This window comes from Streptomyces sp. HUAS MS02, from assembly GCF_055702265.1.
The window spans coordinates 7,965,619-7,977,406 of the sequence record NZ_CM146747.1 but is presented as its reverse complement, the minus strand read 5'-3'; the positions used below and the strand labels follow the sequence as shown (position 1 = coordinate 7,977,406).

The following is an 11,788-nucleotide window of genomic DNA, read 5'->3' as shown; positions in this document are numbered from 1 at the left end:
CGTACCCCACCTCTCGCTCTGTGCAGTGGGCCCCCGAGCCCGTCACCCTACTAGCTGGGCGTGACGGTGCGGCACCCTCCGAAGGCGCGCTGCGCACGGGCGGACGCGTAGAGACATACGGCGGCGGCGGTCGCCAGGTTCAGGCTTTCCGCCTTTCCGTGGATCGGTACCCGGACGACGGCGTCGGCCAGTGCCCGTGTCTCCTCGGGCAGCCCCCAGGCCTCGTTGCCGAACACCCAGGCCGTGGGCCCGCCCATCGTGCCCTTGTCGAGTTCGTCGTCGAGGTCGTCCTGTCCCGCGCCGTCGGCGGCGAGGACGCGTACGCCGATGCCCTTGAGCCCCGCGACGGCCTCGTCCACGGGCACGCCGACGGCGACCGGCAGATGGAACAGCGACCCGACGGAGGCGCGCACGGACTTGGGGTTGTAGAGGTCCACGGAGGCGTCGGTGAGCACGACGGCCTCGGCTCCGGCGGCGTCGGCGCACCGCAGCACGGTGCCGGCGTTGCCGGGGTCGCGGACGTGGGCGAGTACGGCGACGAGCTTGGGGCGGCCGTCGAGGATCTCCGCGAAGGGGGTGTCGAGGAACCGGCAGATCCCGACGAGGCCCTGCGGGGTGACGGTCGTGGAGATGTCGGCGATGACGGACTCGTCGGCGAGGTGGACGCGGGCGCCCGCGGCGCGGGCGTCGCCGACGATGTCGGCGTACCGCTCCGCGGCGTCGACCGTGACGAACAGCTCGACCAGGGTCGGTGTGCCGTTCGGCCGGTGCCCGGCGGCCTCGCGCACGGCCTGCGGTCCCTCCGCGAGGAAGAGCCGGTCCTTCCCCCGGAAGTTCCGCTTCCCGAGCCGCCGGGCCGCGGAGACACGGGCGGAGCGGGGGGAGATCAACTCGGGGGTGGGCATGGGTCACCTTATGGATCGGAGAGTTCGGGGGGGTTCGGTGCGTCGGCGAGTGCGGGTAGTTCGTGGTTGCTCGCGCAGTTCCCCGCGCCCCTGAAAAAGCAGGGGCTGCGCCCCGTGCCTTTTCGGCCCGAAAGGGCCGTAGGCCCTTAGGGGCGCGGGGAACTGCGCGAGAAGCCCCACGCACCCGCACCCGACGACGCACCCAAAAGACCCGGGCCCACAGGCAGCTTGCACCTGCGGGCCCGGGTCGTACGCGGCTCAGAGCCAGCGCAGCGTCACGCTGCCTTGGGCGCGTTGACGTCCGCCGGCAGCGCCTTCTGCGCGACCTCGACCAGCGCGGCGAACGCGGTGGCGTCGTTGACGGCGAGCTCCGCGAGGATCTTGCGGTCGACCTCGATGTTGGCGGCCTTCAGACCCTGGATGAAGCGGTTGTAGGTGATGCCGTTGGCGCGGGCAGCGGCGTTGATGCGCTGGATCCACAGCTGACGGAAGTCGCCCTTGCGCTTCTTGCGGTCGTTGTAGTTGTAGACCAGCGAGTGGGTGACCTGCTCCTTGGCCTTGCGGTACAGGCGCGAACGCTGACCGCGGTAGCCGGAGGCCTGCTCGAGGATCGCCCGGCGCTTCTTGTGGGCGTTGACTGCCCGCTTGACGCGTGCCACTTTTTAACTCCTTGTAGCGGGGCCGTGGTTGTCGTCACACGACCCGAAATCGATGGGGTCCCGGTCCTGACGTACGGCGCTCACAGGGGGCGCCGCGGACGTCACTTGCCGAGAAGCTTCTTGATCTTCGCGGCGTCGCCCGGGGCCATCTCGGCGTTGCCGGTGAGGCGACGCGTCACGCGGGACGACTTGTGCTCGAGCAGGTGGCGCTTGCCGGCGCGCTCGCGGAGCACCTTGCCGGAGCCGGTGATCTTGAAGCGCTTGCTGGCACCGCTGTGCGACTTGTTCTTCGGCATAGCGCCGTTCTCTCCTCGTCAGTGGCGCTCCGGTGCCCGGTCGCGAAACCGGGCACGACGGAACGTCATTTCTATCGGTTGACACCCTGGACCGGTGTCCAGGGCTTCCCCCGGACTCGCGTCCCGGGGACTTACGCCTCGGCAGGCTCCTCGGCCGGCGCCTCGACCTCGACGTGCTCGGCGTGCTCGGCGTCGGCGGCGTTCTGCGACTTGCCGGGGTTGGCCTTCGCTTCCGCCTTCCGGGCTTCCTGAGCCTGACGGGCCTCGGCCATCGCCTCGGTCTTCTTCTTGTGCGGACCGAGGACCATGATCATGTTTCGGCCGTCCTGCTTCGGGTTCGACTCGACGAACCCGAGCTCCTGGACGTCCTCCGCGAGACGCTGCAGCAGTCGGTAGCCCAGCTCGGGCCGGGACTGCTCGCGACCACGGAACATGATCGTGATCTTGACCTTGTCGCCCTGCTTGAGGAACCGGACGACGTGACCCTTCTTGGTGTCATAGTCGTGCGGGTCGATCTTCGGCCGGAGCTTCATCTCCTTGATGACCGTGTGCGCCTGGTTCTTGCGCGCCTCACGGGCCTTCATGGCCGACTCGTACTTGAACTTCCCGTAGTCCATGAGCTTGCAGACCGGCGGACGGGCGTTCGCGGCCACCTCGACGAGATCGAGGTCGTACTCCTGCGCAAGCTCCAGGGCCTTGGCAAGCGGAACAATCCCGACCTGCTCGCCGCTGGGACCGACAAGTCGCACCTCGGGAACGCGAATCCGGTCGTTGATGCGGGGCTCGGCGCTGATGGATCCTCCTCGGTAGCACCACACGACGGTCTGGCGGACCGCCGCGTCATGTCTGGTTGACATAGGGACCAACCACCGGGAGCCATGAAAAATGCCCCTGACGGAACACAGGCGGGGCTCCATGAACTGCCGGAGCACCGCCGCGGGTGTGCCGCGGGGCGCAATATCGGACGACTCCACCGTCCGTACGGAACGGTGGGGGCCGCCTGACCGGGTGACCTGCCGCCCCGGAGGACAGTCAGGTGGGAGTGCGGAGCCTCCACTTGCGGGCCGGACACACAGGTGTCCAGCCGGTCGTTGACACAACCATACCGGGTTCAAACCTCCCGTGCCAATCGGGCCGCGGCGGACTCCCGCAGGTCGGGAGGTACGTGGCGGGGCCTATCGTGTGGGGCATGAGTGAGACCCCTCCTGAGAACCCCGACTTCGACTCGATGACCCGCGACATCGCCGAGGTCCCCGCGGTCGAGGTGATCGTGACGGTCGCCGTCAACCTGATGAGCGCCGCCGCGGTGAAGCTCGGTCTGACCGAGGAGGGCGACAAGTACAAGGACCTGGACGAGGCCCGCAAGCTGGTCACCGCCCTCGCCGGTCTGCTGGACGCGTCCGCGACCGAGATCAGCTCCTTCCACGCGGCCCCGTTGCGCGACGGTCTGAAGTCGCTGCAGCTGGCGTTCCGCGAGGCGTCGCTCGTCCCGGACGAGCCGGGCCAGGGCCCGGGCGAGAAGTACACGGGCCCGATCTACGGCTAGGGCCGTCCGTCCCGAGGGCTACGCCCGTACGTACAGGGGCTCGCCCGGTGGGGTCGTCCCGGTCGGCAGCAGTGCCAGGTCGAGGCCCCGTACCAGGCGGGCCCGCAGTGTCTCGTCGGCGGCGATGCGCCCGGCGACGGCCCGCGCGGTCTCGGCCGGGGGCGCGGTCGCGTCGAGGACCAGGGCCAGGGTGCCGTCGGCCTGTCCGGGACCGAGGTGCGCGCGGAGCACGGCCGGCTCGGCCGCGACGGCGGCGCGTACGGCGTCGAGGACGGCGGGGTCGGCGAGCGGGTCGATGGTGGTGCGTCCCTCGGCGAGCGCGAGCAGGGCCCGGCCGGTCAGCTCGTAGGGGACGGGGCCGGCCAGGTCGAGGACGATCGTGTCGACCTTCTCGTGCGCGGCGGCCTGCAGGGCCTGGTGCAGCGGTACGGCGACGGGGCGGGCGGCGGGGTCCCAGCGGGCGAGGCTGTCGGTGGAGGTGAAGGCGGGCAGGGCGGTGCGGTCGCCGGCCTTCAGGGTGGGCACGGCCATGTCGCTGGTCTTCTCGCGGCGCAGTCCGTTCTCGTCCACCTCGACCTCGCCGAGCAGCGCCACGACGGGCACGAGCAGTCGGGCGCCCTTGAGCGCTTCGAGGACGGGCCCCACGGCGGTCCGGTCGTCGGCCCAGGCGGCGAGCGCGGCGCTCAGCCGGGGGTCGGCCGAGCCGTCGTCGTCGGAGAAGCCGGGGTCGGGAATGTTCTTGTTCGCCACGGTCCTCGACCCTATCGGGGGAAGTCTCCAGGGCGTTCGCCAGGCCCGAAACGTGACCGTCACCTCACTCACGGTTTTCTCAGCCATCCCTGACAAGCATCTAACAATCGCCTAACCACACGCACAGCGCGGCGCAGAACCATCACGGCATGCCCTGTCGCAAAGCCTGTCGCCGTGCCCGTCCGTCCGGGCGCCGTCCGCTCGTCCACCTCGCGCTCGCCTCTGTGGTCCTGGTGGGCGGCACGGCCGCGGGGACGGTGTTCATGAGGGCCCAGGCGCAGGACGGCGCCCCCGCCGCCGTATCGTCGTCCGCGGCCTCGGCACCCTCGTCGGCGGCCGCTGAGGAGGCCGCGGTGGAACCGGAGGAGGCCGCGGTGGAACCGGTGGCGGCGCCCGAGGTGGATCACGACGAACTGCTCGCGACGGCCATGGCGGAGGTGACCGTGGAGAACGGGGCCGCGATCTCCGTCGCCGTGCTCGACGTGGCGTCCGGGGACTCGGCCGGGTACGGGGACGCCTCGTTCGACACCGCGAGCATCGTCAAGCTGGACATCCTGGCGACGCTGCTGCTCCAGGCGCAGGACGCGGACCGGCGGCTCACCGCGCAGGAGCGGACGTACGCCTCGGCGATGATCCGCGACAGCGACAACGCCTCCGCGACGGCGCTGTGGAAGGTCATCGGGCAGGCGGCCGGACTGGACGCGGCGAACAAGCGGTTCGGGCTGACGGCCACCGAGGGCGGCGACGGGCTGTACTGGGGCCTCACCCAGACCACGGCGGCCGATCAACTCGTGCTGCTGCGGCAGGTGTTCGGGGACGACGGCACCTCCGAGCTGAGCACGGCCTCACGGGCGTACGTCCAGGATCTGATGGGGCGGATCGCCGAGGGCCAGGACTGGGGCGTCTCGGCCGCGGCGAACGGTGGGGCCTCGGGGTCCGGTTTCGCCCTGAAGAACGGGTGGCTGCCTCGGACCGCCACCGGGTTGTGGGACATCAACAGCGTCGGACGGGTCGAGGTGGACGGGCGGGAGTTCCTCGTGGCCGTGGTGTCCGACGGGCACACGACGAAGGCGAGGGGCGTCGCCGCGGTCGAGGCGGCGGCGGGGGCGGCCGTGTCGGTCTTCGCGGACACGACGGGGACGGAGAGCACGGAGGGCGCGGCGGAGGCTGCGGGCACGGCGGGTGCCGCGGAACGGGCGGGCACGGCGGACGCCGAGGTGGGGACGGACGCGGTGGCGACGGACGCGGCCGGGGTGGCCGGCGGCTCGTAGGCGCGGGCGTCGGACGATGAGGGCGTGGGCGTCAGACGATGAACTCGTCGGGGCGGCCGCGGCCCCGGCCGCGCCAGACGACCACCGCTGTGATCAGCAGGACCACACCGAGGCCGCCCGCGACGGGGGCCGTCCAGCCGACGGTGGGGTCCTCCTCCTCGGCCGGGTCCGGGCCGGAGCCGAAGTACTTGCCGCCGTACGACGCGGCCTTGAGGTCGTCGGGTTCGAGCCTGCCGCCCTCCTCGATGGCGGCGGCCGGGTCGACGAAGCCGAAGCCCCGGGAGTCGTCGCGACCGCCGACCGGCGCCTCGCGGGCGGTGTCCTCCAGGAGCCGTTTGACCTGGGCGGGGGTCAGGCCCGGATGGGCAGCCCTGATGAGGGCCACGGCGCCGGAGACGAAGGCCGCGGCGGCGCTGGTGCCCCAGCCCTCGTAGTACTTGCGGTCCGGGTCGGCGATGACGACGTCCATGCCGGGGGCGCTCACGGTGGCGTACCAGCGGCGGGTGGAGAACGGGGCGCGGTCGCCGTCCTCGTCGACCGCGGTCACCGCTATCACGCCCGGGTAGGCCGCCGGGTAGGAGACGTGGTCGCCCTTCTCGCCGCCGTTGCCGGCGGAAGCGACGACGATCGAGCCCTTCGCCAGGGCGTACTGGACGGCGGCGTCCTCGGAGGGCTCCGGGTGGGCGGACTCGGAGTCGTCGCCGAGGGAGAGGTTGATGACGTCGACGCCCTGGTCGGCGGCCCAGCGGATGCCGTCGGCGAGGGCGTTGCCACGGGTGCTGCGGGCCTTGGAGCGGGACGGGTCGCCGTCCTCCAGGATGACGCGGACGGGGAGGATCTTGGCCTCGGGGGCGATGCCGAGGACGCCTTCGGAGCGGTTCGCGCCGTGGCCGTGGCCGGCGATGATGCCGGCCATGGCGGTGCCGTGGCGGGCCCAGGAGCGGTCGCCGCGCGACGCCCCGAAGCCCACCATGTCCTTCGTCGGCAGGACGTTGCCGGCCAGGTCGGGGTGTTCGTCGTCGACGCCCGTGTCGAGCACGGCGACGGTGATCCCGGCGCCCTTCGTCGTTCGCCAGGCCTCCTGCGTGCGCATCGCGTCCAGCGCCCACTGCTGGTCCCGGATGCCGTCGGCGTGTGCGGCGGTGGACGGCAGGAGCGCGAGGGAGGCGGCGAGGGGGGCACTGAGCAGACCGGTCCGCAGGCGCCGACGGCGACGCGGCCCGTGTCGTCGGCCGGCTGCGTCGGGGGCTTCGGTCCGCAGCGGCTTCTCGGCCGTCCGCGCGGCGGCGGCGGTCTCGGACGGCGCGTCCGGCCCGGCGGGGTCTGCGGGGTCGGCGGGTGGTGCGGCGGTCTCGGATTCGTCGGCTTTCATGAGGGCTGCTCCGTGGCGGACGCGGCGGTCTTGCGCAGGCCGCGTTCGATGCGGTCGGCCAGGCCCTTCGCCTCGTGGCCGAGGCCGGACTGGGCCGGGGCGGTGGTGGCGCCGGGCCTCATCGCGTCCTCGGCGGCCTGCGGTTCGGTGACCGTACGGCCGTCCGCGAAGCCGGAGACGGCGTAGACGACCACCGGGACGTCGGTGAGGACGGAGATCGTCCACGAGGCACGCTGCTCGTCGCCGAAGCCGGCGGCGACGGTGCCCTCGGCGGCGTACGGGCGGGGCATCAGATCGGTGCGGCGGTCGAGGCCGTCCTTGGTGAAGCGGGCCTTGAGCGCGGTCATGGCGGCCGCGTCCGTCCTGGTGAACAGCAGGCCGACGGTGGTGACGTTGCTGCGGGTCGCGTCGGTGTAGGTGGCGCGCAGCAGCCGCATGCAGCCGACCGGGGCGAGGACCTTGCGCAGCAGCGGGTCGAAGGCGTCGGCGCAGCCGCTGTCGGGCGCGACGGCGATCCGGGTCCAGGTGCGGTCGGTGCCGCCGGGGCCGGCGCCCTCGCCCTGGACGGTGGGCGGGAACAGCGCGTCGACGGGTACGCCGTGCCACAGCTCACCGGCCGCGGCGAAGGTGTCGCGGGAGTCGTCCGCACCGGAGTCCCCGGTGAGCCAACTCCCGGCCGCCGCACCGCCGATCAGTCCGAAGCCGAGCACCACGCAGACGGCCACGGCCGCCGCGCGCGCCTTGGTGGGGCGGGGGCGGCGCCGCGCGTCCCGCGGCTCGGGCGGCGTCCAGGGAGAGGTGTCCGGCTGCGCGAACGTGACGAAGGGCCGCGCGGGAGACGTTCCGAGCACACCGTCGATGGCCTCGGCCGACCGCCGGGAGGAGGTGGACGGGGGCTGCCAGCCGCCGGGGCGCTCGGGGGTGAGCGGACGCGGCCTGGGCGTCCCCTCGGGGCCGGTCTCCTCGGGCAGCGGACGCCGGAGGGGCGGGGGCGGCACGGCGGCACCCGGAGCGGGTACGCGGTCGCGCGGCGCGGACGTCGAGGGCCGGCCCTGCGGGCGGGGGGACGAGTCGCGGGGGCCGGAGTCGCCGGGGCGGGACGAGGTGCCGTCGGAGCCCGGCCCTGCGGGACGAGCGGGACGAGGGGGTGCGCCGTCGGCGGTGGACCCGGACGGGCCGGTGGGCCGGGACGCACGGTCGCCGAGGGGCGCGCCCGAGTCGTCGGTCCGGGCACCCGGGGCCTGCGCGGAGGTGGCCGTACGCCGCCCGCCGGCGGGCGGGGCGTCGGGGAAGCGCGCCGAGGGCGGGGGCGGGGCGTCGTCCGGGCGCCGGGCGGCCGACGGCTCGTCCGGGATGCGAGCGGACGTGGTGGGCGGGCGGTCCGGGAAGCGAGCAGAGGCCGTGGGCGGGCCGTCCGGGAAACGGGCCGAGGCTGAGGGGGTGCTCTCCGTGAAGCGGGTCGTGGAGGGCGGCGGGGTGTTCAAGTGACGGGCCCAGGCCGCTCGTCGGTCGTTCGGGAAGCGGGGCGACGCCGTCGGAGGGGTCTCCTGGGCGGGGGCCGCCGTGGGAGGGGTCTCCGGGACGGGGGCCCCCGTCGGAGGGGTGTCCGGGAAACGGGCCGAGGCCCTCGGAGGCGTGTCCGGGAAACGGGCGGAGGCCGCCGGGGGCGGGGGCGGCGTGGCCGGGGTGCCGGCGTTCTGGTTCGCGGTGCGCCGGAAGTCCGCGAAGCGCGGGTGTTCGGCGCGGCGCCGGTCACCACCACCGTCCACGGCGGGACCCTGGCCCCCGCTCTGTTCGAACGACTGACCGGAGCCTCGCGCGGGCGCGGGGCCACGCCCGTGGCCGCTCTGCCCCGGGTCACGTCCGGGAGCACGACCGGCCGCCGGGCCGGAAGCTCGGGTACCAGAAGGTCCGGGCTCGCCCTGACCGCCGGAACTCCGGCCGCTCCCTGCGGAGTTCGGCCCCTCGGCCGTACCCGGGTGCCGTACGTCACGGGCCGCGCCCGGCGTCGACGCGGGCGCCGAGGAGGGGCGGGGCGGGGTGCCGGGTCGCGCGGGCACACCTGCCGTCGGCGGCCGCTGCGGGCGGCGTGGCACGCCGGGTCCGCCTGCGGCGGACGGCGCGCGGTCAGGACGAGGCGGCGGCACCGATCGCGAACCTCCGGCGACGGAGTCCGTCGGGGTGTCCGGTGCGGGGGTGTCCGGTGTCGAACCGCTCGGGGGCGGGGCCGAGGGGTCCTGGCCCGGGGGTATGGAGGGGCGAGGTGGGACCGGGGGCCGTGGGGGAATGGAGGCGCGCCGCGCTTCCGTGCTCATGCACCCCCCGTTTCCTCGTCCCTTGCAGACCCGGAGGTCGTCGTTCCGTGCAGACCCGGAGGTCGGCTTCTCCCGCAGACCCGGAGGTCTTCGTTCCGTGCGCACCCGGAGGCCGTCCGGGTGTCCGACCACCCGTGGAAAGCGGTCGTCACACATGTCGTGGGCGTCGCCCGCCGACGCCGCCCGCACCTCGGGCAAGCCATACCCGTGGCAGCGGATCGGCATCCCCGTCGAGGTCGTCCCTGCGTGCGCGTCACTCTACGGGTTGGCCCCGGTCGAACGGGAACCAGTCCCGCGGGACCGCGGCTTAAGCCCGGAACGTCCCCCTACCCTGCGGTAATCATGTCTGGCAGGCTTCGTGCATGACTGCGCGCGCCGCCGACCGGGCCCGGTACGACCGGGCCACAGCTCATCTCGACGCCCCGCTGGCGATCGTCGACCTCGACGCCTTCGACGCCAACGCCGACGACCTCGTCCGCAGGGCCGGCGGCAAGCCGATCCGCGTCGCGAGCAAGTCCGTTCGCTGCCGGGCACTGCTGGAGAGGGTCCTGGCCCGTGAGGGCTTCCAGGGCATCATGTCGTTCACCCTCGCCGAGTCCCTGTGGCTGGCCCGTTCCGGGTTCGAGGACGTCCTGCTCGCCTACCCGTCGGCCGACCACGAGGCGTTCGCCGAACTCGCGGGCGACCCCAAGCTCGCCGCCGCGGTGACCGTGATGGTCGACGACCCCGCCCAGCTCCAGCTGATCGACAACTCCCGACGCGGCGGCACCGAAGTCGTCCGGGTCTGCCTGGAGTTGGACACCTCGCTGAAGCTGCTCGGCGGACGGGTGCGCGTCGGCGCGCGGCGCTCCCCCCTGCACTCCCCCGCGCAGGTCGCCGACATGGCGCGCGCCGTGGCCGAGCGCCCGGGGTTCAAGCTGGTCGGGATCATGGCCTACGAGGGTCATATCGCCGGTGTGGGCGACTCGGTGGCCGGCCGGCCGCTGCGGTCGCGGGCGGTGCGCATGATGCAGGCCACCGCGAAGAAGGAGCTGGCCGCGCGGCGGGCCGAAGTGGTGCGGGCCGTCCGGCGGGTGGCGCCGGACCTGGAGTTCGTGAACGGCGGCGGCACGGGCAGTGTGCAGCACACGGCGGCCGAGGACGCGGTCACCGAGATCGGCGCGGGCTCCGGGCTGTACGTGCCTCGGCTCTTCGACAACTACACCTCGTTCACGGGGCGTCCGGCCGCGCTGTTCGCGATGCCGGTCGTACGGCGTCCGGGTGTCGGCGTCGTCACCGTCCTGGGCGGCGGTTACCCGGCCTCCGGCGCTCCCGGCCCCGACCGGCTGCCGGTGCCGTATCTGCCGGAGGGGCTGAAGTACGACCCGCAGGAGGGGCCGGGCGAGGTGCAGACCCCGCTGCTCGGCGCGCCCGCCGACGATCTGCTGCTCGGGGACAAGGTGTGGTTCCGGCATGCCAAGGCCGGTGAGCTGTGCGAGCGGTTCGACGTGCTGCACCTGGTGGAGGGCGACGAGGTGACGGCGACCGTGCCGACGTACCGCGGTGAGGGTCACACGTTCCTGTAGCGCGGGGAGCGGCCGGGAGCCCCGCGCGGGTTCCCGGCCCCGTACCCGGGCGGGGCTCGGGCTCGACGGGGCTCACGAGGGGCCGAGGCTGCTGCCCACTCCCCCGCCCGTGTCGGCCTCCGCGTCGCCCGCAGGGCGGATGCCCCGGACGATCTCGTCGATGTCGTCGAGCGGCGGGCCGTCGTCGCCCGCGTCGAGGGCGAACCGGACCAGGACCGGGGCCTCGGAGCCGATGCTGGAGGGGAAGACGAGGGACTGGACGTAGCCGCCGGCGCCGGCCCCCGTGGTCACCCGCCAGCGCACGTAGTAGCCGGCGCGGCCCGCGACGGCGACCGAGCCCGAGCCGACGACCTCATGGCCGGTGATGCCGCCGTACGGCTGCTGTTCCAGGACGTCGCGGTCGAAGGCGTCGTTCGCGGCGTCCTCGATGTCCTTCTCGGCGAGGATCTTCGGAGAGGTCTCGTCGCTGCCGGTGACGGTCCGGGAGACGACGACGCCACCGCGGCACACACTGCCCTCGCCGGGGCAGTCGAAGGTGCCGTCGGTGACCAGGACGGCGTCCTCCTCACCGGATCGGTCGCCGTCCTCCCAGCCCTCGGGGATCGGGAAGGTGATGCCGTTGAGCTCGTCCGCGACGCGGTCGGCGTCCTCGGCGGGGGACGGGCCGGCGGACTTCGTCGGGGAGGGGCTGTTCTTCCCGTCGGCCCCGGAGGTCGGGGACGCCGTGGTGGTCCGCGTCTCCTGCCCGCCGTCACCGTCCTTGCCGAGGAGCAGGACACCGCCGGTGACCGCCCCGGCCACCAGGACGGCCCCGACGGCGGCCAGGGCCACGACCTTGGTGCGGCCGGGGCCCCGGCGCGTGGGCGGCTGGGGCTGGAGCACCGGCGGGACGGGCTGTTCCGGCTGGCGCCGGTGGTCGGTCCACGCGGTCCCGTCCCACCAGCGTTCGGTGAGCGGGTAGGACGGGTCGCGGTACCAGCCGGGCGGCGGCGAACTGCTCATCCCGGCACTTTAATCACACCGACGGGGTCGGTGTTCCGGTCCCGGGACGGACCACCGAGAGCGACGCCGGGACGGACCGCCCGGATACTCGTTGGACGAACCGCCCG

Annotated in this window: 11 protein-coding genes; 3 read left to right on the top strand and 8 right to left on the bottom strand. The window is 73.6% G+C overall.

Annotated features, from left to right (window positions below):
- Positions 1-50 precede the first annotated feature (50 nt).
- The 4 genes from ACZ9QC_RS34410 to infC all read right to left on the bottom strand — a co-directional run bounded on the left by ACZ9QC_RS34410 (position 51) and on the right by infC (position 2,678).
- A complete protein-coding gene (locus ACZ9QC_RS34410; RefSeq protein WP_472916664.1) occupies positions 51-905 on the bottom strand; it encodes a TrmH family RNA methyltransferase in 855 nt (284 codons plus the stop codon).
- Between the two features lie 275 nt (positions 906-1,180).
- Positions 1,181-1,564: a 50S ribosomal protein L20 gene (rplT, locus tag ACZ9QC_RS34405; protein WP_033531708.1), complete on the bottom strand. Its 384-nt coding sequence runs from the start codon at positions 1,562-1,564 to the stop codon at positions 1,181-1,183.
- 101 nt (positions 1,565-1,665) lie between these two features.
- The gene (gene rpmI, locus ACZ9QC_RS34400; protein WP_003977225.1) at positions 1,666-1,860 is read right to left on the bottom strand and encodes a 50S ribosomal protein L35; all 195 of its coding nucleotides are present in this window, start codon (positions 1,858-1,860) and stop codon (positions 1,666-1,668) included.
- Between the two features lie 131 nt (positions 1,861-1,991).
- Positions 1,992-2,678, bottom strand: a complete 687-nt coding sequence (infC, locus tag ACZ9QC_RS34395; protein ID WP_472921894.1) for a translation initiation factor IF-3 — start codon at positions 2,676-2,678, stop codon at positions 1,992-1,994.
- Positions 2,679-3,049: 371 nt separating this feature from the next.
- On the opposite strand from infC, the gene ACZ9QC_RS34390 reads away from it, so the two are divergent.
- Positions 3,050-3,406, top strand: a complete 357-nt coding sequence (locus ACZ9QC_RS34390; RefSeq protein WP_033531706.1) for a DUF1844 domain-containing protein — start codon at positions 3,050-3,052, stop codon at positions 3,404-3,406.
- An 18-nt stretch (positions 3,407-3,424) separates the two neighbouring features.
- Here ACZ9QC_RS34390 and ACZ9QC_RS34385 read toward each other — a convergent pair whose 3' ends face one another.
- Positions 3,425-4,156, bottom strand: coding sequence for an SseB family protein (locus tag ACZ9QC_RS34385; protein ID WP_472916663.1), 732 nt, complete (start codon positions 4,154-4,156; stop codon positions 3,425-3,427).
- 149 nt (positions 4,157-4,305) lie between these two features.
- Here ACZ9QC_RS34385 and ACZ9QC_RS34380 point away from each other — a divergent pair, with 149 nt between their 5' ends.
- The gene (locus ACZ9QC_RS34380) at positions 4,306-5,427 is read left to right on the top strand and encodes a serine hydrolase (protein ID WP_472916662.1); all 1,122 of its coding nucleotides are present in this window, start codon (positions 4,306-4,308) and stop codon (positions 5,425-5,427) included.
- A gap of 31 nt (positions 5,428-5,458) precedes the next feature.
- Here ACZ9QC_RS34380 and mycP read toward each other — a convergent pair whose 3' ends face one another.
- Complete coding sequence (mycP, locus tag ACZ9QC_RS34375; RefSeq protein WP_472916661.1) at positions 5,459-6,799, bottom strand: type VII secretion-associated serine protease mycosin; 1,341 nt, start codon at positions 6,797-6,799, stop codon at positions 5,459-5,461.
- A complete protein-coding gene (locus ACZ9QC_RS34370) occupies positions 6,796-8,568 on the bottom strand; it encodes a hypothetical protein (RefSeq protein WP_472916660.1) in 1,773 nt (590 codons plus the stop codon). The genes mycP and ACZ9QC_RS34370 overlap by 4 nt, the downstream gene beginning before the upstream one ends.
- 908 nt (positions 8,569-9,476) lie before the next feature.
- Between ACZ9QC_RS34370 and ACZ9QC_RS34365 the strand changes: the two genes are divergently transcribed.
- Positions 9,477-10,679 carry an amino acid deaminase/aldolase gene (locus ACZ9QC_RS34365; protein WP_467294571.1) on the top strand — a complete coding sequence of 401 codons (1,203 nt, stop codon included), beginning with the start codon at positions 9,477-9,479 and terminating at the stop codon, positions 10,677-10,679.
- Between the two features lie 72 nt (positions 10,680-10,751).
- Here the strand turns inward: ACZ9QC_RS34365 and ACZ9QC_RS34360 are convergent, their stop codons facing one another.
- The gene (locus tag ACZ9QC_RS34360) at positions 10,752-11,681 is read right to left on the bottom strand and encodes a DUF2510 domain-containing protein (RefSeq protein WP_472916659.1); all 930 of its coding nucleotides are present in this window, start codon (positions 11,679-11,681) and stop codon (positions 10,752-10,754) included.
- Between the last annotated feature and the right edge of the window lie 107 nt (positions 11,682-11,788).

Excerpts from the sequence above, each read along its gene's own strand:
- ACZ9QC_RS34410 (WP_472916664.1), bottom strand. The coding sequence starts at position 905 with ATGCCCACCCCCGAGTTGATCTCCCCCCGCTCCGCCCGTGTCTCCGCG.
- rpmI (WP_003977225.1), bottom strand. The coding sequence starts at position 1,860 with ATGCCGAAGAACAAGTCGCACAGCGGTGCCAGCAAGCGCTTCAAGATC.
- ACZ9QC_RS34390 (WP_033531706.1), top strand. The coding sequence starts at position 3,050 with ATGAGTGAGACCCCTCCTGAGAACCCCGACTTCGACTCGATGACCCGC.
- ACZ9QC_RS34380 (WP_472916662.1), top strand. The coding sequence starts at position 4,306 with ATGCCCTGTCGCAAAGCCTGTCGCCGTGCCCGTCCGTCCGGGCGCCGT.
- mycP (WP_472916661.1), bottom strand. The coding sequence starts at position 6,799 with ATGAAAGCCGACGAATCCGAGACCGCCGCACCACCCGCCGACCCCGCA.
- ACZ9QC_RS34365 (WP_467294571.1), top strand. The coding sequence starts at position 9,477 with ATGACTGCGCGCGCCGCCGACCGGGCCCGGTACGACCGGGCCACAGCT.
- ACZ9QC_RS34360 (WP_472916659.1), bottom strand. The coding sequence starts at position 11,681 with ATGAGCAGTTCGCCGCCGCCCGGCTGGTACCGCGACCCGTCCTACCCG.